The sequence below is a fragment of the Acidovorax sp. 59 genome (assembly GCF_002754175.1).
In the GTDB taxonomy this organism is placed as follows: Bacteria; Pseudomonadota; Gammaproteobacteria; order Burkholderiales; family Burkholderiaceae_C; genus Acidovorax; species Acidovorax delafieldii.
Window position 1 is genome coordinate 3581815 of sequence record NZ_PEET01000001.1, and the last position, 23898, is coordinate 3605712.

Here is a 23898-nt window from a genome sequence, read left to right on the forward strand (position 1 = left end):
GCCAGCGTCAGATACTGAACATCAGTGCGGTGAGCACGAAGTCCAGTGCCAGCACCGCCAAAGACGCCATGACCACGGTGCGCGTGGTGGCGCGCGACACACCCTCAGGGGTGGGTTTGGCTGCATAGCCCTGCAGCAACGCCACAAAAGTTACCGTGAAGCCAAAGACCACACTCTTGAGCACGCCGTTGCCCAGGTCTTTCCAGACATCCACCCCGCCCTGCATCTGGCTCCAGAACGCCCCGGGGTCAATGCCGATCATGAGCACCCCGACGATCCAGCCGCCGATGATGCCCACCGCACTGAACACCGCCGCCAGCAGCGGCATGGTGATCACCCCTGCCCAGAAGCGAGGCGCCAGGATGCGCTGGACCGGGTCCACCGCCATCATCTCCATGGCGCTGAGTTGCTCCCCCGCGCGCATGAGGCCAATTTCTGCTGTAAGCGACGTGCCTGCGCGGCCCGCAAACAGCAGCGCCGTGACCACCGGGCCCAGCTCGCGCACAAGACTCAATGCCACCAGCAGGCCCAAGGCCTCTGACGAGCCATAGCGCTGCAGCGTGTAGTAGCCCTGCAAGCCCAGCACAAACCCAACGAACAGGCCCGACACGGCAATGATGGCCAGCGAATAGTTGCCCAGAAAATGCACCTGGTCGCGCACCAGCGAGGGCCGCATCAAGGTCGCACCCAGGAGCCGCACCAGCCGGCCAAACAACCGCGCGCCCATGCCGATGTCAGCCAGCTTGTGGCGCACAGCAAAGCCGACGTCGGAGGGCTTGTACCAACTCACAGCGCACGTCCTCCGGCAGGTCCGAAATCCTCGGCAACGGCCGGGCCGGGGTAATGGAACGGCACCGGGCCAGTCGGCAGAGCGTTGACAAACTGGTGCACCAGCGGGTCACGGCTGGCAAGGACCTCCTCAGGCGTGCCCTGCGCCGCCACAACGCCTTCGCCCAGGATGATCACATGGTCCGCAAGGCGGAAAGTCTCCTCCAGGTCATGCGACACCACGATGCTGGTGAGGCCCATGGCGTCGTTGAGCTGACGGATCAACTGCGCAGCTGTGCCCAACGAGATGGGGTCCAGGCCCGCAAAGGGTTCGTCGTACATGACCAGTTCCGGGTCCAGCACGATCGCTCGGGCCAGCGCCACGCGGCGCGCCATGCCACCCGATATCTGGCTGGGCATCAGGTCGCGTGCACCACGCAGGCCCACCGCATGCAGCTTCATCAGCACCACATCGCGGATCAGTTCCTCGGACAAATCGGTGTGCTCACGCAGCGGAAAGGCCACGTTCTCAAACACGCTCAGGTCGGTGAACAGCGCCCCGAACTGGAACAACATGCCCATGCGCCGGCGCGCGGCATACAAAGCCTGCACGTCCATGCGCCCCACGTCCTGACCGTTGACCAACACCTGGCCACTCTGGGCCCTGTGCTGCCCCCCAAGCAGACGCAGCACCGTGGTCTTGCCCCCGCCCGATGCGCCCATCAGCGCCGTGACCTTGCCGCGCGGCACCGCCAGGGTCACGTCGCGCAGGATCACGCGGTCGCCGTACGAAAACGTGACGTTGCGCAACTCGGCAAGAAATGTGGACTCGGCCATGCAAGAAATGGATGTCTGATCTGAGGCCTGCCAAAACGACATCCGCCCCCGGAAAATGGAGCGCAGATGGTAGCCGAAGACACAAACATACATTCATGCATGTTTGTAAAGAAAAAGCACAACCGCCAGCGATCCCGACCGAGCGAGACCGAGGCAAGCCCGGATTGACAGAGCCCCTGATTGTGCCAACAAAGCGTCCAGAAGGCTGACGCCCGGCCATTGCCCCACCGTCAAAGGCCTCATCAACACAAACGGCGCCCGAAGGCGCCGTTGCTTGGAGGGTGCGAGAAACCGCAGGATCAGCGGGGCAGGTCCGAATATCCCATCAGGAATTCGTCCACCGCACGCGCGGCCTGGCGGCCTTCACGGATGGCCCAAACCACCAGTGACTGACCCCGGCGGATATCGCCCGCCGCAAACACCTTGGGCACGTTGGTGGCATAACCGCCGTCAAAGTCCGTGGTGGCGCGGGCATTGCCTCGGGCATCCTTCTCGACACCGAAGGCCTCCAGCACCGGCGCGACCGGGCTCACAAAACCCATGGCCAGCAACACCAGATCGGCCTGGTAGTGTTTTTCGGTGCCAGGAATCTCGACCAGCTTACCGTCCTTGAACTCGACCTGCACCGTAGTCAGGCTTTTGACCTTGCCCTTTTCGCCCGTGAACTCCTTGGTGGAGATCGCGAACTCGCGCACGCAACCTTCTTCGTGGCTGGAGCTGGTGCGCAGCTTGAGCGGCCAGTAAGGCCACGTCAGGGGGCGGTTTTCCACTTCAGGGGGCTGGGGCATCACCTCGAACTGGGTGACGCTGGCTGCACCATGGCGATTGCTGGTACCCACGCAGTCGCTGCCGGTGTCGCCGCCGCCGATCACGATGACATGTTTGCCCGTCGCCATGATCTGGCCCTTGAGCTTGTCGCCCGCGTTGACCTTGTTCTGCTGGGGCAGGAATTCCATGGCGAAGTGAATGCCGTCAAGTTCACGGCCTGGCACAGGCAGGTCGCGCGACTGCTCGGCGCCACCGGTGAGCAGCACGGCGTCAAACTCCTTGTTCAGCTGTTCGGGCGTGACGGTTTCCTTGGCCCAGTTGGTGACTTTGGAATCCTTGCCCAGGCCGTCCTTCGCGGCGCCCACGAATACGCCGGTGCGAATCACCACACCTTCGGCTTCGAGCTGCTTCACGCGGCGGTCGATGTGCGACTTCTCCATCTTGAAGTCGGGGATGCCGTAGCGCAGCAGGCCGCCCACACGGTCGTTTTTCTCAAACAGCGTGACGCTGTGGCCAGCGCGGGCCAGTTGCTGCGCAGCCGCCAGACCTGCGGGGCCGGAGCCCACCACAGCCACCTTCTTGCCCGTCTGGTGCTTGGCGGGGCGCGGCTGCACCCAGCCTTCGGCCCAGGCACGGTCGATGATCGCGTGCTCAATGCTCTTGATGCCCACAGCGTCGTCGTTCACGTTGAGCACACAGGCAGCCTCGCAAGGCGCGGGGCAGATACGGCCGGTGAACTCAGGGAAGTTGTTGGTGCTGTGCAGCACCTCGATCGCGCTCTTCCAGTCCGCGTGGTACACGAGGTCGTTGAAGTCGGGAATGATGTTGTTCACCGGGCAGCCGTTGTTGCAGAACGGTGTGCCGCAGTCCATGCAGCGCGCGCCTTGCACCTTGGCCTGGCTCTCATCGAGCCCGACGACAAATTCCTTGTAATGCTTCAGGCGCTCGGGCACGGGCTTGTAGCCCTCTTCGATGCGCTCGTATTCCATGAAGCCAGTAGTTTTTCCCATGACGATGTCCTTGTCTATGAATGCTGTGCGAAGGGTGTGGCGACGCCTTACTTGGCGGGGGCCACTTCTTTTTTGGTAGCAGCTACCGCTGGTGTAGCGGACTCCTCCAGCACTTTTCGTTCATAAATTTCAGCCAACGCACGCTTGTACTCGGTCGGGAAGACCTTGACGAACTTGCTGCGCGATGCGGCCCAGTTGTCCAGCAGCTCGCGCGCGCGCTTGCTGCCCGTCCAGCGGTTGTGGTCTTCCAGCAGCTTCTTGAGCTGGGCCTCGTCCGTCTGGCCGTTGTGCCAGATCGAGCGGGGGACCGTAGCTTCCTGCTCGGTGGCGGGCAGGATGCGCTCCAGCGTCACCATCGACAGGTTGCAGCGTGTGTCGAACTGTCCGTCTTCGTCGTACACATACGCTACGCCGCCGCTCATGCCTGCTGCAAAGTTGCGGCCGGTCTTGCCGAGCACCACCACCGTACCGCCAGTCATGTACTCGCAGCCATGGTCGCCCGTACCTTCGACGACGGCCGTGGCACCCGACAGACGCACCGCAAAGCGTTCACCGGCAACGCCGCTGAAGAAAGCCTCACCGGTGGTAGCGCCGTACATCACGGTGTTGCCCACAATGGTGTTGCGCACCGCCTCGCCCCGGAAGTCGATGCTGGGGCGCACGATGACACGGCCACCCGACAGGCCCTTGCCCGTGTAGTCGTTGGCGTCGCCGATCAGGTACAGCGTGATACCGCGGGTGAGGAACGCGCCGAACGACTGGCCGCCAGTGCCTTCCAGCTGGATGCGGATGGTGTCGTCAGGCAAGCCTTCGGGGTGCACACGGGTGACCGCCCCGGACAGCATCGCACCGACCGAACGGTTCACGTTGCGCGCCACCTCGATGAACTGCACGCGCTCACCCTTTTCGATGGCAGGCTTGCTGCGCTCGATGAGCTTGCGGTCCAGTGTGTGCTCGATGTTGTGATCCTGCACGTCCACGTGGAAGCGGGGCACATCGGCGGGCACGTTCGGCTGGGCAAACAGGCGGCTGAAGTCCAGGCCGCGTGCCTTCCAGTGTTCCAGGCCCTGGCGCATATCGAGCAGGTCGGTGCGGCCGATCAGGTCGTCAAACTTGCGGATGCCCAGCTGGGCCATGATCTGACGCACTTCTTCGGCGATGAAGAAGAAGTAGTTCACCACATGCTCTGGCTTGCCAGAGAACTTCTTGCGCAGCTCCGGGTCCTGCGTGGCCACGCCCACGGGGCAGGTGTTCAGGTGGCACTTGCGCATCATGATGCAGCCTTCCACCACCAGCGGTGCCGTGGCAAAGCCGAACTCGTCAGCACCCAGCAATGCGCCGATGGCGACGTCGCGGCCGGTCTTCATCTGGCCGTCGGCCTGCACACGGATGCGGCCGCGCAGGCGGTTCAACACCAGCGTCTGCTGGGTTTCGGCCAGGCCGATTTCCCACGGACCGCCCGCGTGCTTGATGGACGACCAGGGCGAAGCGCCCGTGCCGCCGTCATGCCCTGCGATCACCACGTGGTCGCTCTTGCACTTGGCCACGCCTGCGGCGATGGTGCCCACGCCCACTTCGGAGACCAGCTTGACGCTGATGCCTGCGTGCGGTGCGACATTCTTCAGATCGTGGATCAGCTGGGCCAAGTCCTCGATGGAGTAGATGTCGTGGTGCGGCGGGGGCGAAATCAGGCCCACACCCGGCACGCTGTGGCGCAGCTTGCCGATGTAGTTGGACACCTTTCCGCCAGGCAGTTGACCGCCCTCGCCGGGCTTGGCCCCCTGGGCCATCTTGATCTGGATCTGATCGGCGGACGACAGGTACTCCGCCGTCACGCCGAAGCGGCCCGACGCCACCTGCTTGATGCGGCTGCGCAGCGAATCGCCGTCCTGCAGGGGCAGATCGACCTCGACGTTCTCGGCGCCGATCACGCTCTTCAGGGTGTCGCCCTTCTTGATCGGGATGCCCTTGAGTTCGTTGCGGTAGCGTGCCGCGTCCTCGCCACCTTCACCGGTGTTGCTCTTGCCGCCAATGCGGTTCATGGCCACCGCCAGTGTGGCGTGCGCCTCGGTGGAGATGGAGCCCAGCGACATGGCGCCCGTGGCGAAACGCTTGACGATTTCCTTGGCAGGTTCGACCTCATCAATCGAGATCGCCTTGGACGGATCGATCTTGAACTCGAACAGGCCGCGCAGCGTCATGTGGCGCTTGCTCTGGTCGTTGATGATCTGGGCGTATTCCTTGTACGTGTTCCAGTTGTTGGCGCGCGTGCTGTGCTGCAGCTTGGCAATCGCGTCAGGTGTCCACATGTGGTCTTCACCACGGGCGCGCCAGGCGTACTCGCCACCGGCGTCCAGCATGGTTTCGAGCACGGGGTCGTCGCCAAACGCGGCCTTGTGCATGCGGATGGCTTCTTCGGCGATCTCGAACACGCCGATGCCTTCCACACGGCTGGCGGTGCCGGTGAAGTACTTGCCCACGGTTTCCGTGTTCAGGCCGATGGCCTCGAACAGCTGGGCGCCGCAGTAGCTCATGTAGGTGCTCACGCCCATCTTGGACATGATCTTGGACAGGCCCTTGCCGATGGCCTTGACGTAGTTGTAGATGGCCTTGTCGACCGACAGGTCGCCGCCCAGGTCCTTGTGCATTTCGGCCAGGGTTTCCATGGCCAGGTAGGGGTGCACAGCCTCGGCGCCGTAGCCCGCCAGCACGGCGAAGTGGTGCACCTCGCGCGCGGTACCCGTTTCGACCACTAGGCCGGCCGTGGTGCGCAGACCTGCGCCCACCAGGTGCTGATGGATGGCCGACAGCGCCAGCAGCGCGGGGATGGCCACCTGCGTGGCGCTCACGGCGCGGTCGCTGATGATGAGGATGTTGGCACCGCCCTTGATGGCATCCACGGCCTGCGCGCACAGCGAGGCCAGCTTGGCTTCCACGCCCTCACGGCCCCAGCTCAACGGGTAGGTGATGTCGATGGTCGCGCTCTTGAACTTGCCTTGCGTGTACTTCTCGATGTCGCGCAGCTTGGCCATGTCGGCAAAGTCGAGCACTGGCTGGCTCACTTCGAGCCGCATCGGTGGGTTGACCTGGTTGATGTCCAGCAGGTTGGGCTTGGGGCCGATGAAGCTGTTCAGCGACATCACGATGGCCTCGCGGATCGGGTCGATCGGCGGGTTGGTCACCTGGGCGAACAGCTGCTTGAAGTAGTTGTACAGCGGCTTGTTCTTGCCCGACAGCACGGCCAGCGGGCTGTCGTTGCCCATGGAGCCGATGCCTTCTTCGCCGTTTTTGGCCATGGGCGCCATCAGGAACTTGATGTCTTCCTGGGTGTAACCAAAGGCCTGCTGGCGATCCAGCAACGGCAGGCCGGCAGCTGCAGGGACCGCGGCGGCTTCGCCCGTCTCGATGCTGTCCAGCTTGATCCGCAGGTTTTCGATCCACTGCTTGTAGGGCTTGGTGTTGACGATGTTGGCCTTGAGCTCGTCGTCGTCGATCATGCGGCCTTGTTCCAGGTCGATCAGGAACATCTTGCCGGGCTGCAGGCGCCACTTGCGCACGATCTTGTTCTCGGGCACAGGCAGCACGCCTGACTCGGAGCCCATGATGACCAGATCGTCGTCGGTGATGCAGTAACGCGAGGGGCGCAGGCCGTTGCGGTCCAGCGTGGCGCCGATCTGGCGGCCGTCTGTGAACACGATGGAGGCCGGACCGTCCCAGGGCTCCAGCATGGCGGCGTGGTATTCATAGAAGGCGCGGCGGCGCTCGTCCATGGTGGTGTGCTGCTCCCAGGGCTCGGGGATCATCATCATCACGGCCTGGCTGATGGGGTAGCCCGCCATGGTCAGCAGTTCCAGGCAGTTGTCGAACGTAGCGGTGTCGGACTGGTCGGCAAAGCTGATGGGGTAGAGCTTTTGCAGGTCAGCAGCCAGCACGGGCGAGGCCATCACGCCTTCGCGGGCCTTCATCCAGTTGTAGTTGCCCTTGACGGTGTTGATTTCACCGTTGTGCGCCACGTAGCGGTATGGGTGGGCCAGCGGCCACTCGGGGAAGGTGTTGGTGGAGAAACGCTGGTGCACCAGGCCGATGGCCGAGATGCAGCGCTCGTCCGACAGGTCCTTGTAGTACACGCCCACCTGGTCGGCCAGCAGCAGGCCCTTGTAGACCACGGTGCGACTGGACATGCTGGGCACGTAATACTCTTTGCTGTGCTTGAGTTTGAGGGCCTGGATGTTGGCGCTGGCCGTCTTGCGGATCACGTACAGCTTGCGCTCCAGCGCGTCCTGCACGATCACGTCGTTGCCACGGCCGATGAACACCTGACGCAGGATGGGCTCCTTCTTGCGCACGGTGGGGGACATGGGCATGTCCACATTCACCGGCACATCGCGCCAGCCCAGTAGTACCTGGCCTTCGGCCTTGATGGCGCGCTCCATCTCCTGCTCGCAAGCCAGACGCGAGGCATGCTCCTTGGGCAGGAAGATCATGCCCACACCGTATTCTCCAGCCGCGGGCAAGGTCACGCCTTGCTTGGCCATTTCTTCGCGGTACAGCGCGTCAGGGATCTGGATCAGGATGCCGGCGCCGTCGCCCATCAGCGGGTCAGCACCCACCGCGCCACGGTGGTCAATGTTTTCCAGAATCTTCAGAGCCTGCGTCACGATGTCGTGGCGCTTGATGCCCTTGATGTGGGCCACAAACCCGAGGCCGCAGGCGTCGTGTTCGTTACCCGATGAATACAAACCGTGTTGTTGCAGATGCTGGATCTCGGCAGCCGTGGTCATGGCGCACTCCTATATTTTTCGCAGGGGAGCCGAGGTTAGTGCATTGCAGCATATTTTGGCAAGCAGTTTAATTAGGGTCAGATTCCTATTAAGCAAACCACAAATCAGATAAGCATATTATTGGGGACATATTAAAATCAATAGCAATGAGGCCAATGATTTCAAGCGCCCTCGTCGGTTTTCGCATGATTTTTTGCCATTCGAGGCCTGCCAGGCATTCCCCGAGTCACGCGGCGCGGGGTCTGCTGTTGCAGGCCCGCAAGAAACTCGGTGTCGCCCAAAGCCCACCCGCTGAGTGCCGAGTCGGTCAACGCCGTTTGCACCGACGCCCCCAGGCCCGCCTGCACCAGTGCGGCATAGGCGGCCTCGCGCGCAAACGGGGTGTTGCCCAAAGCCCAATACAGCGCATGGGGCGTCAACCACCGGTCGTTGCGCAAGCCCAACCAGTGTGCATGGCTGGACCAGGCGTAGTCAGCGGGCTGCTGCACCAATCCGGCCCGTACGGGGTTGAGGTCCAGGTACACCATGCACGCCAGCAAATACCGTTCCGGCTGCAATACCGTGGAACGGTAGCGCCCCTCCCACAAAGTACCAGTGCGGGCATGTCGGCGGTTGAAGTACTGCACATACCGGCGCCCCACCGCCTGCATCATCTGGGGCAGTCCGTCTTGTGAGGCTGGCGTAACCAGCAGGTGAAAGTGGTTGTCCATCAGCACATAGGCATGGACGGCCACGGCATATTTCTGCGCGTTGTCCATCAACAGCGCCAGCAGCGCGTCGAAATCTTCCACTCCGTGGAAGATCGGCTGGCGGTTGTTGCCCCGCAGGATGACGTGGTGCAAATGACCCGGCAGGGTCAGGCGTGGCAAACGGGCCATGGGTCTTGATCAGGAATATGGGAGTCACAATCATAGACCTGTCCCCTATTTCTCATCGATGCAAGCTGGCAACGCCCATCATCCGCCACGAAGATAGCGAGGCGCGTGCTTGATTCTGGCCTGCCCTTGCGCGCCTTTTGGGCACGCGTCAATGCGTAGCCAAGTTCTCCACTTGGTCTGCCACCACACCGATGCCAAACCGCGCCCCCATGGCGTGCTCCAGGCCAAATTCGCCGAGAAGCGCCCGCAACCGCTCGGCCGCGCTGCGTTTTTTCTGTCCGGTGTAGCGCGCGATGATGAGTTCGTTCTTCATGCTGTGCTCCCATCCCACCAGCTCGGTCACAGTGACCTGGTAGCCATTGGCCTCTAGGTACAGGCAGCGCAGCACATTGGTCACCTGGCTGCCGAGTTCGCGGGTGTGCAAGGGGTGACGCCACAGTTCCGCCAGGGGCGTGCGCGCCAACTGCAAGGCCTTGCCTTGGCGCAGGCAGGCTGCCATCTCCGCTTGGCAACAGGGCACCAGAACCATGGCCCGGGCCTTTTTTTGCAGCCCGAAGGCAATCGCGTCGTCAGTGGCGGTGTCGCAAGCATGCAAGGCGGTGACCACATCGATCTGGTCGGGCAACTCACGGGCATCCGCAGACTCGGCCACGGATAGATTGAGAAACGACATCCGCTCAAAATGAAGCCGCTGCGCGAGCGCCCGCGACTTCTCTACCAGTTCCGCCCGGGTCTCCACCCCGTAGATATGCCCGCGGCCCAGCGCCTTGAAATACAGGTCGTACAGGATGAAACCCAGATAGGACTTGCCCGCGCCGTGGTCCGCCAACGTGGGCCCACTGCCTTGGGCGGACAGTTCCGTGAGCAGGGGCTCGATGAAGTTGAACAGGTGGTACACCTGCTTGAGCTTGCGGCGTGAGTCCTGATTGAGACGGCCATCCCGGGTGAGGATGTGCAGCTCCTTGAGCAGCTCTACCGATTGGCCAGGGCGCAGTTCCTGCAGCTCAGCACTCTCGTTCTTGGATTTTCCCGCATCGCGAATTCGCTTGTCGGTCGTCACTGCAGATGGGTTCTTTTTATTCATAAACCGGGGCCTTGTGCTAGCGGATTGTCATCGCTGGCGGCAGTGGCGGCCATGTTCGCACCGCCTTTGTCATGAGGGCCCACGTCCAGCGCCAGCCAACGGGCCATGCCCATCTCTTCAAGTACTTCCATGTTGCGCTCAAAGATGGTTTCCGCCTCGGGAAAGACCGACACCGCCCGATCGATGCTGGCCTCGCGCAACAAATGCAGCGTGGGGTATGGAGCGCGATTGGTGCAATTGGTCACGTCGTCCGCGTCGGTGCCGGCGAACTGAAACTGCGGGTGAAAGCTTGCGACCTGCAGCGTGCCCTCCAACCCGAGAACGTGCACCATGTCCTCCACGTCACCAAGAAAGTCATTGAAATCCAGGAAATCCTGCTGGCAATGCGGCATCACCAGCAAGGTGGTGTCCCTGACTTCTGCGGGTGTGTTTGCGAGCGCCTGGAGTTCTTCGCGCAACACCCCCAGCACATCCTCCCCGGTCGTGGCCAAGCTCACCACGTAGTGAATTTGCCCTTTGACATGCACCGACTTAGCAAATGGACAGAGATTCAATCCAATGACGGCCCGCTCCAACCACCGGACAGTGTCCTGGACGTAGGTATCAGTGGATACAAAATGGGGGAGCGCCTTAGCGGCGTTGGTGGAGGAAGATGTCATGGGTGCGCGCAGAAGCGCAGGGATAGGGGTGGGATTTTATCGGTGTGAGTTGTTGGCAGATCTAGCGATAGCGGCGGTCCAATCTGGAAGCCTCATGGACTCCCCAGTGCACGCTCACATCGGCAGGAGGGCAGCGGAGAAAAAGAATAGATGCGCAAGCACACACAGCAAACATGCTTCAGGCGGCCACACCTACCTCAGCCTGAAGTCGCGCTACACAGCGACGAGCCACCCCAAAAGCAACGCATCTCGCCACGCCCCGGAACCGGGCGCTATTCCTGCAGCAGTCGGCGCCCTGTAAGGCGCTCATGCTCCCGCACCGCAAAGCGGTCCGTCATCCCAGCAATAAAGTCAGCAACCGTCCGCGCTCGTTCATGCCTATCACCCTCCAAGGCCCGCGCGGCAAACGCTGCTTTCATTTCTTGAGGCTGAGCCATGTATGCCTCGAACAACTCTCGTACGATTTCCTGAGCGTGGCCCGTAGTCTCCATGACCCGGGGATGCCGGTACAGATGCTTGAAGAGGAACCGCTTGAGTACGGTAGAGCGCTCGCGCATCTCACCACTGAAGCTCACCAGAACTGGGAGCTTCCGCACCTCATCGGGATGGGCTGGTGCATGCTCGTGCAGCGCGGCTTTTGTGGTGTCAATGACGTCGTACACCTGCGCACTGAGCATCCTCCGTATCGCCTCGTACAACAAGCGGCGCTGCATTGATGGGGTGGAGAGGTCGGGATGCTCCATCTGAGCTGCCGAACGGTACGCATCAAACAAGGGCACTTCTTGCAGCTGCGATAGGGTAATCAACCCCGAGCGCACGCCGTCATCGATATCGTGCGCGTTGTACGCAATCTCATCAGCCAAGTTGCACAACTGCGCCTCCAGGCTCGGCCGCTGATTGCGCAGGAAGCGGGCACCGACACCATTGGGCTCCTCACTCTCCAACTGCAAAGCATGAGTACGCGAGCAGTGTTTAAGAATCCCCTCTCGGGTCTCGAATGTGAGATTGAGTCCGTCATACAACGGGTATCGTTCTTCCAGCTTGTCCACCACTCGCAAGCTCTGCAAGTTGTGTTCAAAGCCTCCAAAGTCGGCCATGCAGCCATTCAAGGCGTCCTGCCCTGCATGCCCGAACGGGGTATGTCCCAAGTCGTGGGCTAACGAGATGGCCTCAACCAAGTCTTCGTTAATCTGTAGCGACCGTGCGATGGATCGCCCGAGTTGCGCGACTTCTAACGAATGAGTTAGCCGGGTACGAAATAGATCCCCCTCGTGGTTGAGGAAGACTTGTGTCTTGTAGACAAGCCGTCGGAATGCCGTGGAATGGACGATTCGGTCGCGGTCGCGCTGGTATTCGGTTCGGGTAGGCGGAGGCGCCTCTGAGTGACGCCGTCCTCGGCTATGAACTGGATAGGACGCACATGACAACAGTTCGCCCCCCTTACTCACGACCGGGCTCACGTGTCGGGTGGTGCAAGCGCCACGGCACCAGGAGCATTGAATCTGCGACGGACATTTATTTGCAGCAAGCGTCGATGACCTCACGCACTAGAGTGTCTGGCGCAACTCGCACTGTCGCCTTACCAAGGCCGTCAATCAACACAAAACGGATCTCTCCTGACTCGGCCTTTTTATCCAACCGCATCAATTCTAAGTAGCGGCCCGCATTGTCATTCGCGTCGATAACAGCCCCTTTGATCGGCAACCCAGCACGTCGAATCAGCTTAGTCAATCGCTGGACAAAATCAGCATCTATCAAGCCCAATCGTCTAGAAAGCTCGGCCGCCATCACCATACCTGCCGCAACACCCTCGCCGTGCAGCCACTTCCCGTATCCCATGCCGGCCTCGATGGCATGACCAAAGGTGTGACCGAAATTCAAGATAGCGCGCAGGCCTGACTCTTTCTCATCCTGGCTTACCACCCACGCTTTGATTTCACAGCTCCGCTCTACCACATAAGCGAGCGCACTAGGCTCTTTCGACAGAACCGAATCCAAGTTGCACTCCAACCACTCCATGAACCCGGCATCTGCAATAGGGCCATATTTGATCACCTCAGCGAGACCAGCACTGAGCTCCCGAGCGGGCAAGGTGCTCAACGTATTCAAATCGCAGACGACCAATTGCGGCTGATAGAAAGCCCCAATCATATTTTTTCCCAATGGGTGATTGATGGCGGTCTTCCCTCCCACTGAAGAATCAACCTGAGCGAGCAAGGTCGTTGGAAGTTGAACAAAGGGCACACCACGCATATAAGTCGCTGCAGCAAAACCTGTCAAGTCACCAATCACACCGCCACCCAAAGCAAACATTATGGTCTTTCGATCACACTCCCATAATAAAAGTGAGTCGAATATTTTGTTGAGTGAATCCCAGTTTTTAAATGATTCACCATCGGGCAACTCAATAACGTGAACCTTATTAAATACTTCACTCAATACCGCGACCACCCGATCTAGATGCAACTTAGCGACAATCACATTTGTAACAACAACTGCTACTCTAGCGCATATATTGGCAGAAGCAAGAGACTGCACTATATCAACATCATTACCAATTTCAATCTGATATGCCCTATCACCTAAATCTATTTTTACAAGACTCATTTGCAAAATATGTCGAATAATTTAAAACTTCCAATGAAAAAGGCCAATTAGAAATTGGCCTTTTTAGTTTGGCACCTTACCTCGTTATGGGCATACCACAGCACCGCCATCCTTGATGGTCACGGAAACAGTCTGTTTGACAAGTTTCGAATCATAAATGTCGATTGGAATAACCTTGTCAGCAGCAACGCATCTTGGCCCAGTCGTTGAATCAGGAAGCGTAGCGGTGAGAGTGGAGTTCGCAATCGAAAGCACTGTGAAATAATCCCTGTCCGCTGGACTTACCAGCGGAGTGTAGGGAGGAGTACCACCCGCAATCAAATACGTCAAAGTGGTGGAAGTTGCGCTCTTTTCATCCACTATCTGGCTCGCCGGCGAAACTTGTAATGCATCACTGGTAACCGTGACGGAAACCAGCAAAGAAGTATTTGCAGCATCCGTGATTTTTATAGATGAAGCTCCCTGAGAGACCAGCGCTACATTAACAGATGAGCCAGACAGTGTTGCCGTAGCCACAGTAGTATTCGTAGAGCTGACGGTGTAAGGAGCTACACCACCGCTGATTGCTACTACGTTTGCAGTACCCGCGGGGCCCGTTATGGATGCAGGAGATGCATTCAACGATCCAATCTGAACGGTAGCCGTCACACTTAAAGTAGCACCAAGCGCGTCAGTGACTAGAATAATCGCAGAGCCGGATTTTGGCATGCCCAGCAGAGTCACAGTGGAGCCTGAAATGGACGAGCTGACCACACTGGTGTCCGAGCTATTTACAGAATATGGTGCAACACCACCCCGAACGTTGAACTGAACAGACTGGTTTGGCTGCAATGTAATCGAGGAGCCAACGTTACTAACTAAGGGAACTGCTTTTGCAGTCACAGTAATCTTCACCTGTTGAACAGGCAGGCTCTCGTCGTACACGGTTAGTGTAGAAGTGCCATCTCTATTTCCAGAGATGAACAAGACCCCATCTGCAGACAACATGGCACTCACAGAAGCATCGGAGCTGATAACACCATAAGGCCCTTTGCCTCCACGCACTTCAATACCAGTAGACCCGCTTGCGCCCACGGGCAGACTAATCGTGTCTACAGGAGGATAAACCCTCAAAGTTGCAGAAGGTCCGTTTGGGGTCCCACCGCCACCACCACCGCCACCGCACGCGACAACCAGTGTGATTGCAGCTACTATCAGTAAAGTCTTTAAAATATTTTTCATATTAATCAAAGAGTTATAAACTATTTCCTAGGCCCATTATCAGAAATCACCTTTGGCGTAATAAAAACCAGCATCTCGCGTTTTGTAGACTCTTTTGTTCTGCTTTTAAAAAGATTTCCAACAACAGGGACATCACCCAAAACGGGTATCTTATTTTCTTGATTGGTTTCTTCCATTTCAAAAATGCCACCAATTACAACGGTCCCGCCATTCTCAATTAAAATCTGAGTTTTTACGTGTTTGGTATCAATCGCCACGCCTTGCGTAGTAGTCTCACCTCGACTGTCTTTATTCACATCCAGATCTAGAATAATATTTCCTTCTGGAGTGATCTGAGGGGTAACCTCCAGCTTAAGTACAGCCTTCTTGAAAGCAAGAGTGGTGGCCCCATTGGGTGCAGTCACAGCATAGGGATATTCGGTACCTTGCTCAATCAATGCCTTTGTTTGATCTGCAGTAATAATACGAGGGCTTGAAACAATACGACCTTTTCCATCTGCTTCCATGGCAGACAGTTCCAAGGTTAAAAATCGATTTGCTGCCGAATTAAAAATTGAAAGTGCAAAACTACCAACACTAGTCACACTGGATAAGCTAGCTGGCAAATTAACGAAATTACCGCTGGTGTTGGTAGTTCCACCAGCACCACTAGATGCAACAGCATTATTATAGGACGTACCGAAAGCAACGCGATTATCACCACCGAGTCCGTAACCACCGTCACCACCGCGATTGGCGCGCAAGTCGGTTGCCCCCAGGCGAACCCCGAGGGAGCGGCCAAAGGTATCTCTTGCTTCAACAATCCGCGCTTCGATAAGCACCTGACGCACGGCAACATCTAAACTCGCCAGCAATAAGCGAACCTCCTCCAATTTGCTAGGAGTGTCAGTGACAAACAGCTGGTTGGTTCTGGGCTCAGAGATGGCACTTCCTCGCTCCGAGAGAAATCGAGTATTAACCCCACCCGATGAACTAGCACTGGTCGTTAGCTGCGCAAGGATATCTGCAGCTTTAGCATAGTTAAGTTGATAGGCCTGAGTTTTCAAGGGCTCTAGCTTCTGGATAGCCTGGGCGGCTTCGAAGTCCTTTTTGGTCCGAGCATCAATCTCATCTTTCGGAGCAATCCAAAGCACAGAACCTGTCTTGCGCATGCCAAGGCCCTTGGCATCCATGATAATCTGGAGAGCCTGGTCCCAAGGAACATCCTTAAGTCGTAAAGTCAAAGCACCCGTTACCGTATCAGAAGTAACTATATTAAAATTAGTGAAATCCGCAATGACTTGCAATAAGGATCGGACTTCAATATTTTGGAAATTTAAAGACAATTTTTCACCAGAGTATCCCGGACCTTGGGTTAACTTGCTAAGATCGACTTTCTTCTGGCGTATTTCTATCACAAATTGATTATCCGTCTGATAAGCGCTATGCTCCCAATCACCATTGGACTCAATCAACATACGTACCCGCTCACCAGACTGCATTGTAGTTACTGTCTGCACTGGCGTACCGAAATCCGTAACGTCCAGTCGGCGGCGTAATCCTTCTGGCAAAGAAGACCGCATGAACTCGACAACAATGCCCTTAGCCTGCTGTTGCAGATCAACGCCTACTTGATTGCTTGTTAAATTAACAATCACTCTCCCCGAACCATCGGAACCACGGCGGAAATCAACGTCCTTCAGCGGTAGCACATCTCTGTTTTGACCTTCAGAAAAGGCGACTGCAGAATTCGGAGCAGCCGATGACATGCCCGCCCCGGGCTCCAACGATAGAAAGAGTGATTTACCTTGGAGCTCTGTTCTGTAACCCGCAGGGGATTTTAAATTTAAAACGACTCGAGCCCGCTCACCCGCCTGAACGACGTTAACAGATTTCAGATTACCAAGATTAACTTCGAAAACTGATTTCCCCGAAGCATTGCCAACACCCTGAAAATCCAAAGCAATTCTGGCAGGAGACTGTGTCGCAAAGCCCGTCGGAATGTTTGCAACCGGCTCCGTAAAATCAATTTTTAATGTCTCAGCCCCCGCTTGAACGCTTGCAGAGATTGAACTGATAGCTCCTTGCGCAACCGCCCCAAGAGATATAAAAATAGCTGAAACACCAACTGCAGCGCTACGGCAGTAATAAAAAAAATTGCCACTATTTTGTTTCATTTTTTACCCTCTTGCAGATCAAGCGAAGCTGAACGCTCTATCCAATCACCAGTTGCGTCCTGCGCTATTTCACGCAGCTGAATGGAACTCTCAGTAATCCGAGTTACTTTTCCATAATTTTGACCAAGATAATTTCCAATTTTTATTTGGTAAATTAAATTATCAACTTTAACCAGCGCTGTGGGGGCACCAGATTTGTTTAAGCTCCCAACCATTGCCATCGAATCTAATGGGAAAGCCTCCAATGGCTCTTTGCGACGGGCCATTTCCGGCGCAATTAGAGCAACATTTGACGCCACTTGATTTGAATCGCGCTTCAAAGCCTGCGTCAGTTTGATTTGATTGAATGGTTCTACCGCACCGTCTTGAGTGTAAGATTCTGGAATAAATTTTTTCGGCTCAGTCAAAGGCTGAACACTCGGCTTTGTGCTCGCCCGTTGCTCAGCTATCCATACCCTTAACTCATCCTCACCCGATGGAGTGCAGCCGGCAAGAATCAAGGCGCCACCAACAAGAAATAGCCCAGCATAAGTTCTCATTACTTAGCCCCCCCGGCTTTCTTCTGCGCCTGGATCTCCTCTGGATCTAAATATCTAAAAGTGCGTGCAGTCGCGTCCATAGTTAAACCATCACGAGCTCCAGGAGTAATGGTCATGTTATTCAGCGTGACAATACGAGACAAGTGCGCAACATCTGAAGCGAATGCGCCGATATCATGATATTTCCCCGTCACACGAATGGAAATGGGCAATTCAGCATAGTAATCTTTAGCAACCACTTGACCTGGCCGAAAAAGCTCAAACTGTAGACTGCGTCCCAAACCAGATTGATTGATATCCGATAGCAGTGCAGCCATCTCAGCCTTACTGGGGAGTTGCTTTTCCAACTGTAGAACGTACTGCTGAATCTGTTCACGCTGCTTCTTTAACGCATCCAGACTGACGGCTTTCACCAGCTTCTTTTGGTAATCTGTTCGAAGCGCAAGTTCTTTGTTCCGCTCGCTGTCCAACTGCACCTCATAATCCTGCAAAAATGCAAACCACAACCCTGCAGCGACGGCGCCTGCAATAAAGACGCAGAGAATTGCCTTCGGCAGAACTGGCCAAACTGACGGATCTCTGGAATCCAAGTTCCTGAACTGCCGCTGAACGGACTCAGTCCATTCAGCGAAATTTATCTTTTTTTCTTTTGTTTTCGCCATGTCACTTACCTCCAGGCGAAGAAGCTGCAACATTCGCTGCCGCTATCGATTTTTGGGCGTCGCTAGCGCGCACCAATTGGAACCTCAAGTTGAAGGAAGAAACTCGGCGTTGATCTCGCGAGGTTAGCGCTACAGTGCTTGCAGTAATTTCCACCAATTCTGGCTTCGCCAACCACGGCGTATTGCTTGCTAAATTACGCAATAACTCAGAAACGCGTTCGTTGGATTGAGCCATCCCTTGCATCGTAATCGTTTGCCCAGCTTGCCTAATTGCCGTGACATACACCCCGTCAGGGAGCTGCTTGACCAACTCGGTAAGCAAGTGAACGGGAAGGTTTCTGTCAGACTGTAGATCTTCTACGGCCTTCTGGCGCGCACGCAGAGAAGCAATTTCATCTTCAATGGATGCTATTTCTTTGATCTGCCCCTCCAAGACCTTAATCTCCTGCTGGAGAAAGGCATTCTTGTTCTGCTGATCCGTGATCATAATCTGGAACCACCAATAAATGGCCCCAGCAATCGCAAGACCCAGCAGGAAAGACGCAAACATCGTCGCTTGGAATGCCTCCTTGCGACGCTTGCGCGCTTCCTCACGGTGAGGTAACAAATTGATAAGAATCACTGCAGAAACCTCCGCATAGCGAGACCGCAAGAGGTCAGGTAAGACGGCGCTTCACGCACCATTTTTTTCAGTCGCACGGAACTTCCGATTTCCATGCCATCAAAAGGATTGACAGCACTGCACGCAAAACCGGTCTGCTGGGTGACCGCCTCGGTAAGCCCTGGTAATGGGGCCGAGCCGCCAGCCAGCATGATGTGGTCCACACGGTTGTGGGGCGTGCTGGTGAAGAAGAATTGGAGGGCTCGGCCAATCTCTTGGGCCATGCTGTCGACAAAAGGACGAAGGACCGCTGATTGATAGTCTTCCGGCAAATCACCGCTGCGCTTTTTACTCTCGGCTTCTTCCACAGAGAAACCATATTGCCTAACAATCAGTTGGGTCAGCTGGGCGCCGCCGAAGGCTTGGTCGCGGTCGTACAGAACCTCTTCGTTCCGAATCACCTGCATACTGGTCGTCAAGGCTCCAACCTCGAAAAGCGCCACCATCGCATCAACGCCTTTATTCGGCAGCGCTTCAATGAGACGCCCTGCAGCCAGTCGTGATGCATGGGATTCAATATCGACCACCACGGGCTTCAACCCAGCAGCCTCCGCCAAGCCCTGTCGGTCCTGGACTTTTTCGCGCCGGGAGGCAGCAATCAGAACGTCAACGTCCCCGGGCGCGTTTTTACTCGGACCAATAACGCAAAAATCCAAGCTCACCTCGTCGAGCGAAAACGGGATGTACTGGTTGGCTTCGGATTCGACCTGAACCTCAAGCTCCTGCTCCGTCATTCCACCCGGCAGCGTAATCTTCTTGGTGATCACAGCGGAGGGGGGCAATGCCAGTGCCACGTTTTTGGTTCGAGTGCCGCTCTTCTTGACCAATCGACGCAATGCGTCGGCCACTTCGTCAAATTTTTCGATGTTGCCATCGGTGATCCAGCCTCGCTCCAGCGGCTCGATCGCGCAACGCTCTAGGACCAGACTACCTGCCTTATCGCGCCCTAACTCCACCAGCTTGACACTGGAGGAGCTGATGTCGATTCCCAGCAGCGGAGCAGACTGGCGATTGAACAAAGACCCCATTGAGATCAAGATTGGTCCCCTGTAACTTGCCAAAATGAGGCAACAAAACTTAACACTTCACATGAATGCTATCAGTAAGATAGTTCTCCGGCAAAGATTTTTCCCCCTGTAACGCCCGAAGAGCGTTGCCAAAAGCAGACGAAATTTCAGAGCACTGCAATACCGCTTGGCTACTACGGGAAGCCTTTCAGCGACACCTTGCCAAGTACGAAATCGGATTTCCAGCCCCAGCGGTGGACATTTTTATAATGGGTGGTCTTACCCCATCGGAGCGATATGCCGCCCTCCCCCTCGAAGTCCTCCGACAAGTCGGACTCCTCTCCTGCTCGCACCCGTCCCAGTTGGCTTCGCTGGTTGGTTCGCATCGCTCTGTGGATCACTGGACTGGCGGCGGCTGCGGCCGTGGGCCTGGCGCTCACAATCGCTGTGGCTCTGTCGGTGGCCTACCCCAACCTGCCGGACATCTCTGACTTGGCGGACTACCGCCCCAAATTGCCGCTGCGGGTGTACTCTGCGGAAGGGGCCTTACTGGGCGAGTTTGGAGAAGAGCGTCGCAACCTCACGCCCATCGACGAGATTCCGCAGGTCATGAAAGACGCAGTGCTGGCGATCGAAGACTCTCGCTTCTTCCAGCACGGTGGTGTGGACTACAAAGGCGTGCTGCGTGCGGGCCTCGCCAATCTGGGCCGTGTGAAAAGCCAGGGCGCCTCGACGATCACCATGCAGGTTGCGCGAAATGTTTATCTGTCCTCAGAAAAAACATTTACTCGCAAAATTTACGAAATCTTACTAACTTTCAAATTGGAGCATTTGCTGACCAAGGATCAGATTCTTGAGATTTACATGAATCAGATTTTCCTTGGCAATCGTGCGTATGGATTTGCGGCAGCCTCCGAGGCTTATTTTGGAAAACCGCTGAAATCCGTTTCCATTGCAGAAGCAGCAATGCTTGCGGGCTTGCCCAAGGCACCATCTGCCTACAACCCCATCAGCAATCCCAAACGTGCCCGCGCTCGACAGCAGTACATCATCGAACGGATGGAAGAGAACGGCTTCATCACTGCGCAACAAGCAGAGCAAGCCAAGAAGGAAGAGTTGAAAATCCGTACGGGGCCCGACAACACGCGCATCCACGCGGAATACGTTGCCGAAATGACCCGCCAGCTAATCTTCGCCCAGTACGGCAACGAGGCCTACACACGCGGCCTCAACGTGTACACCACCCTCAATGCAGCGGAGCAAGAGGCCGCCTATGTGGCCCTGCGGCGCGGGATCATGGACTACGAGCGGCGCCAGCAGTATCGGGGACCAGAGAAGTTCGTCGCGTTGCCCACAGCAGCCCAGGAAGTGGAGGACGCCATTGATGACGCCCTTGCCAACCACCCAGACAACGGAGACGTACTCTCCGCTGTGGTGCTGGAAGCATCCACCAAACGCATCCTGGCCGCACGAGCCAATGGGGACTCACTGGAGATCACCGGCGATGGACTCAAACCAGCGCAGTCGGGGCTCAGCGACAAGGCGCCGCCCAATATCAAGATCCGGCGCGGCGCTGTCATCCGAGTGGTCAAGACACCAAAGGGCGCATGGGAGATTACACAGCTGCCCGAAGTGGAGGGGGCTTTTGTAGCCCTTGACCCCCGCAATGGCTCCATCCGGGCATTGGTGGGTGGATTCGACTTTGACAAGAACAAGTTCAACCATGCAGCGCAGGCATGGCGCCAGCCTGGTTCGAGCTTCAAGCCGTTCATCTATTCAGCAGCGCTTGAAAAGGGCTTCACGCCTGCCACCGTTATCAACGATGCTCCGCTGTTCTTTGATGCGGGTATCACCGGCGGTCAGCCTTGGGAACCCAAGAACTACGACGGCAAGTACGACGGCCCCATGAGTATGCGCACGGGCTTGGCGAAGTCCAAAAACATGATCTCCATCCGGATCCTGCAAGCCGTAGGACCCAAAACCGCGCAGGAATGGGTGGGACGATTTGGATTCGACCCAGAAAAGCACCCGGCCTACCTGACCATGGCGCTTGGCGCGGGCTCGGTCACGCCCCTGCAAATGGCATCCGCTTATTCCGTGTTTGCCAACGGGGGCTACCGCGTCAATCCTTGGCTGATTGCCAAGGTGACTGACCACAAGGGGCGAGTGATTTCAGAAATCACGCCACCAGCGCTCAACGAGCAGCCCCGGGCCATCGACGCACGCAATGCCTTTGTGATGAGCAGTCTGTTGCAGGAGGTGACCCGCACCGGCACTGCAGCGCGGGCCCAGGCCACTCTCAAGCGCCCCGATCTTTATGGCAAAACCGGCACTACCAACGATTCGGTGGACGCGTGGTTCGCAGGGTTCCAGCCCACCATTGCGGCTGTCACTTGGATTGGATATGACACGCCACGCAATCTGGGCAGCCGGGAAACCGGTGGCGGGCTCAGCCTGCCCGTGTGGATCAGCTTCATGGAGCGTGCGCTGAAGGGCGTGCCAGTGATGGAGCCTACAGTGCCACCCGGTGTCGTGAATGTGGGCGGTGAGTGGTTCTACGAGGAGTACGCACGCAATGCGGGTGTTTCGAGCGTGGGGGTGGACGACCGGTCCGCGTCTCCCGCAGTAACGCCCCAAGCACCTCCGCCTTCTGAAGAGCGCAGCCGCATCCTGGACTTGTTCCGAAACTGAGCGCCGCATAATCCGCAGCGCCCCTCCTCAACTGGGTGGGCGCGGAGTAAGTTACGGGGCAAACTGCAGCGACATCCCGGACTGTTGCGAGGCATCGCGCGTGAGGCATGCAAAAAATTCTCCGGCGCCCTTGGTGTCCTGCCAATGGCTGCCATCAAAACGATAGTGATAGCCGCCAGAACGGGCGGCCATCCACACCTCGTGCAGCGGTTTTTGCAGGTTGATCACGATCTGGCTGCGGTTGGGAAAGGTCAAGGTCACCATGCCCCCCGAGCGCTGGCTGTCCACATCGGCATCCGAGGTGTCATTGATGCGATCACAACTGCGTTCGACGGCAAGCAGCAGTTGTTCGGCGTGGTCCATGAATTCGAGGTCGGTCATTACAATTTGCGCATGTTGAAAGCTCCCCAAATTCTAGTCAGGACGCTTGTCCTTGCTGCCAGTGCGGCAGCCCTCTTCGGCTGCGGTCAGCGGGGGCCGTTGTATCTGCCCACCGGCCCTGCGGCAAGCCAGCGTGCCACGCTACCGCAAACACTCACCCCGGGCAACGACGCCAGCGGTGCGCCAACGCCCGCTGCCTCCGCCTCCCAGCCACGCTGACGCACGCAGCCGCCTGCGCAGGATCGCCAGGCAATGCGGTTTCGCTTGATTTCCATCAAGCACAAAGCTTAGGGGTACTCGTACAGTCTGCGCTTTATTGCACCGCAGGATGGCCATGGCCCTGGAACTCTACCGCGACAAAAATCATGCTTGCCTGATGTTCACCGACCTCATTGAGGAAGATGGACAGGCCGTGCAGGCCAATCAGTTCCTGATCGTGGACGACGACACCGGCGCCATCATCGACCCGGGCGGCAACCTCGCTTTCAACGAGCTGTTCATGGGGATGACCAAACATTTCCCGCCGCACAAGCTGTCGTACCTGATCGCCTCGCACGCAGACCCGGACATCATTGCCTCGCTGGACCGCTGGATGACCAGCACCAAGGCCAACCTGGTGATCTCGCGTGTCTGGGAGCGCTTTGCACCGCACTTCACCAAGGTGGGCAAAACCGAAAACCGCGTGATCGGTGTGCCAGACGGTGGCGGCCACCTGCCCCTGGGACGCCATGAACTGGTGCTGCTGCCTGCGCACTTCATGCACTCCGAGGGCAATTTCCACTTCTACGACCCGGTCAGCCGCATCCTGTTCACAGGCGACCTGGGCGTGTCGATGATGTCGGGGGCCGAGGCCCGTGTGCCGGTGACTGACCTCAAGGCGCACATTCCGCGCATGGAGGGGTTCCACCGCCGCTATATGGTGTCCAACAAAATCCTGCGCCTGTGGGCACGCATGGCCCGGCAGCTCGACATTGCCATGCTGGTGCCGCAGCACGGCGCTCCCATCATGGGCAAGGAAGCCATCAACGACTTCTTTGAATGGATCGAGAACCTGATGTGTGGCATTGACCTGTTCGATGACCGCGCCTACCAGATTCCCACCGGGTACATCGACCCAGTGACCCGGCAAATGCGCCCAGCGCTGCGGGCAGTCAACGGGTAAAAATCAGCCAAATCGGGTGCTAGCGC

19 protein-coding genes are annotated in these 23898 nt (G+C 57.5%); 3 read left to right on the top strand and 16 right to left on the bottom strand.

The features are described from left to right. Positions 1 to 7 precede the first annotated feature (7 nt). From mlaE to CLU87_RS16440, 15 genes are all read right to left on the bottom strand, one after another. On the bottom strand, positions 8 to 790 hold the full coding sequence (gene mlaE / locus CLU87_RS16375; protein ID WP_099731118.1) for a lipid asymmetry maintenance ABC transporter permease subunit MlaE: 783 nt from the start codon (positions 788 to 790) through the stop codon (positions 8 to 10). Then, on the bottom strand, positions 787 to 1605 hold the full coding sequence (locus CLU87_RS16380) for an ABC transporter ATP-binding protein (protein WP_056060210.1): 819 nt from the start codon (positions 1603 to 1605) through the stop codon (positions 787 to 789). The genes mlaE and CLU87_RS16380 overlap by 4 nt, the downstream gene beginning before the upstream one ends. 299 nt (positions 1606 to 1904) lie before the next feature. Then, on the bottom strand, positions 1905 to 3383 hold the full coding sequence (locus CLU87_RS16385; RefSeq protein WP_056060207.1) for a glutamate synthase subunit beta: 1479 nt from the start codon (positions 3381 to 3383) through the stop codon (positions 1905 to 1907). Between the two features lie 47 nt (positions 3384 to 3430). Then, the gene (locus tag CLU87_RS16390; RefSeq protein ID WP_099731119.1) at positions 3431 to 8164 is read right to left on the bottom strand and encodes a glutamate synthase-related protein; all 4734 of its coding nucleotides are present in this window, start codon (positions 8162 to 8164) and stop codon (positions 3431 to 3433) included. A gap of 161 nt (positions 8165 to 8325) precedes the next feature. After that, positions 8326 to 9042, bottom strand: a complete 717-nt coding sequence (locus CLU87_RS16395) for a transposase (protein ID WP_099731120.1) — start codon at positions 9040 to 9042, stop codon at positions 8326 to 8328. 148 nt (positions 9043 to 9190) lie between these two features. Then, on the bottom strand, positions 9191 to 10126 hold the full coding sequence (locus CLU87_RS16400; protein ID WP_233193803.1) for an SAM-dependent methyltransferase: 936 nt from the start codon (positions 10124 to 10126) through the stop codon (positions 9191 to 9193). Then, a complete protein-coding gene (locus tag CLU87_RS16405; protein ID WP_099731121.1) occupies positions 10123 to 10785 on the bottom strand; it encodes a DUF1415 domain-containing protein in 663 nt (220 codons plus the stop codon). Before CLU87_RS16405 ends, CLU87_RS16400 begins: the two co-directional genes overlap by 4 nt. A 272-nt stretch (positions 10786 to 11057) precedes the next feature. Continuing rightward, positions 11058 to 12233, bottom strand: a complete 1176-nt coding sequence (locus CLU87_RS16410) for a deoxyguanosinetriphosphate triphosphohydrolase (RefSeq protein ID WP_233193879.1) — start codon at positions 12231 to 12233, stop codon at positions 11058 to 11060. Positions 12234 to 12300: 67 nt separating this feature from the next. Continuing rightward, entirely contained in the window at positions 12301 to 13392 is a 1092-nt protein-coding gene (gene aroB / locus CLU87_RS16415) for a 3-dehydroquinate synthase (protein WP_099731122.1), read from the bottom strand. An 84-nt stretch (positions 13393 to 13476) separates the two neighbouring features. Further along, a complete protein-coding gene (locus tag CLU87_RS23170) occupies positions 13477 to 14613 on the bottom strand; it encodes a hypothetical protein (RefSeq protein ID WP_143227285.1) in 1137 nt (378 codons plus the stop codon). Positions 14614 to 14633: 20 nt separating this feature from the next. Beyond that, positions 14634 to 16769 (bottom strand): type IV pilus secretin PilQ, encoded by a 2136-nt coding sequence (gene pilQ, locus CLU87_RS16420; RefSeq protein WP_099731123.1) that lies wholly within the window; start codon positions 16767 to 16769, stop codon positions 14634 to 14636. After that, entirely contained in the window at positions 16766 to 17308 is a 543-nt protein-coding gene (locus tag CLU87_RS16425; RefSeq protein ID WP_099731124.1) for a pilus assembly protein PilP, read from the bottom strand. The genes pilQ and CLU87_RS16425 overlap by 4 nt, the downstream gene beginning before the upstream one ends. Beyond that, positions 17308 to 17970, bottom strand: a complete 663-nt coding sequence (locus CLU87_RS16430) for a type 4a pilus biogenesis protein PilO (protein ID WP_099731125.1) — start codon at positions 17968 to 17970, stop codon at positions 17308 to 17310. Before CLU87_RS16430 ends, CLU87_RS16425 begins: the two co-directional genes overlap by 1 nt. A 1-nt stretch (position 17971) precedes the next feature. Then, positions 17972 to 18592 carry a PilN domain-containing protein gene (locus CLU87_RS16435; protein ID WP_099731126.1) on the bottom strand — a complete coding sequence of 207 codons (621 nt, stop codon included), beginning with the start codon at positions 18590 to 18592 and terminating at the stop codon, positions 17972 to 17974. Continuing rightward, on the bottom strand, positions 18589 to 19668 hold the full coding sequence (locus CLU87_RS16440) for a pilus assembly protein PilM (protein ID WP_015012658.1): 1080 nt from the start codon (positions 19666 to 19668) through the stop codon (positions 18589 to 18591). The genes CLU87_RS16435 and CLU87_RS16440 overlap by 4 nt, the downstream gene beginning before the upstream one ends. Before the next feature lie 267 nt (positions 19669 to 19935). Between CLU87_RS16440 and CLU87_RS16445 the strand changes: the two genes are divergently transcribed. After that, a complete protein-coding gene (locus CLU87_RS16445) occupies positions 19936 to 22329 on the top strand; it encodes a penicillin-binding protein 1A (protein ID WP_099731127.1) in 2394 nt (797 codons plus the stop codon). A gap of 51 nt (positions 22330 to 22380) precedes the next feature. On the opposite strand, the gene cyaY is transcribed toward CLU87_RS16445, so the two are convergent. After that, positions 22381 to 22710 carry an iron donor protein CyaY gene (gene cyaY, locus CLU87_RS16450; protein ID WP_056060182.1) on the bottom strand — a complete coding sequence of 110 codons (330 nt, stop codon included), beginning with the start codon at positions 22708 to 22710 and terminating at the stop codon, positions 22381 to 22383. A gap of 12 nt (positions 22711 to 22722) precedes the next feature. On the opposite strand from cyaY, the gene CLU87_RS16455 reads away from it, so the two are divergent. Next, complete coding sequence (locus CLU87_RS16455; RefSeq protein ID WP_099731128.1) at positions 22723 to 22929, top strand: lipoprotein; 207 nt, start codon at positions 22723 to 22725, stop codon at positions 22927 to 22929. A 115-nt stretch (positions 22930 to 23044) separates the two neighbouring features. Continuing rightward, positions 23045 to 23872, top strand: coding sequence for an MBL fold metallo-hydrolase (locus CLU87_RS16460; RefSeq protein ID WP_056062016.1), 828 nt, complete (start codon positions 23045 to 23047; stop codon positions 23870 to 23872). The last annotated feature ends 26 nt before the right edge of the window (positions 23873 to 23898 follow it).

What these genes read in the sequence shown, in the direction of transcription:
- CLU87_RS16385 (WP_056060207.1), bottom strand. Translation starts at nt 3,383, where the DNA reads ATGGGAAAAACTACTGGCTTCATGGAATACGAGCGCATCGAAGAGGGC.
- pilQ (WP_099731123.1), bottom strand. Translation starts at nt 16,769, where the DNA reads ATGAAACAAAATAGTGGCAATTTTTTTTATTACTGCCGTAGCGCTGCA.
- cyaY (WP_056060182.1), bottom strand. Translation starts at nt 22,710, where the DNA reads ATGACCGACCTCGAATTCATGGACCACGCCGAACAACTGCTGCTTGCC.
- aroB (WP_099731122.1), bottom strand. Translation starts at nt 13,392, where the DNA reads ATGAGTCTTGTAAAAATAGATTTAGGTGATAGGGCATATCAGATTGAA.
- CLU87_RS16395 (WP_099731120.1), bottom strand. Translation starts at nt 9,042, where the DNA reads ATGGCCCGTTTGCCACGCCTGACCCTGCCGGGTCATTTGCACCACGTC.
- CLU87_RS16445 (WP_099731127.1), top strand. Translation starts at nt 19,936, where the DNA reads ATGCCGCCCTCCCCCTCGAAGTCCTCCGACAAGTCGGACTCCTCTCCT.
- CLU87_RS16430 (WP_099731125.1), bottom strand. Translation starts at nt 17,970, where the DNA reads ATGGCGAAAACAAAAGAAAAAAAGATAAATTTCGCTGAATGGACTGAG.
- CLU87_RS16455 (WP_099731128.1), top strand. Translation starts at nt 22,723, where the DNA reads ATGTTGAAAGCTCCCCAAATTCTAGTCAGGACGCTTGTCCTTGCTGCC.
- CLU87_RS16400 (WP_233193803.1), bottom strand. Translation starts at nt 10,126, where the DNA reads ATGAATAAAAAGAACCCATCTGCAGTGACGACCGACAAGCGAATTCGC.
- CLU87_RS16380 (WP_056060210.1), bottom strand. Translation starts at nt 1,605, where the DNA reads ATGGCCGAGTCCACATTTCTTGCCGAGTTGCGCAACGTCACGTTTTCG.
- CLU87_RS16405 (WP_099731121.1), bottom strand. Translation starts at nt 10,785, where the DNA reads ATGACATCTTCCTCCACCAACGCCGCTAAGGCGCTCCCCCATTTTGTA.
- CLU87_RS16425 (WP_099731124.1), bottom strand. Translation starts at nt 17,308, where the DNA reads ATGAGAACTTATGCTGGGCTATTTCTTGTTGGTGGCGCCTTGATTCTT.
- CLU87_RS16460 (WP_056062016.1), top strand. Translation starts at nt 23,045, where the DNA reads ATGGCCCTGGAACTCTACCGCGACAAAAATCATGCTTGCCTGATGTTC.
- CLU87_RS16390 (WP_099731119.1), bottom strand. Translation starts at nt 8,164, where the DNA reads ATGACCACGGCTGCCGAGATCCAGCATCTGCAACAACACGGTTTGTAT.
- CLU87_RS23170 (WP_143227285.1), bottom strand. Translation starts at nt 14,613, where the DNA reads ATGAAAAATATTTTAAAGACTTTACTGATAGTAGCTGCAATCACACTG.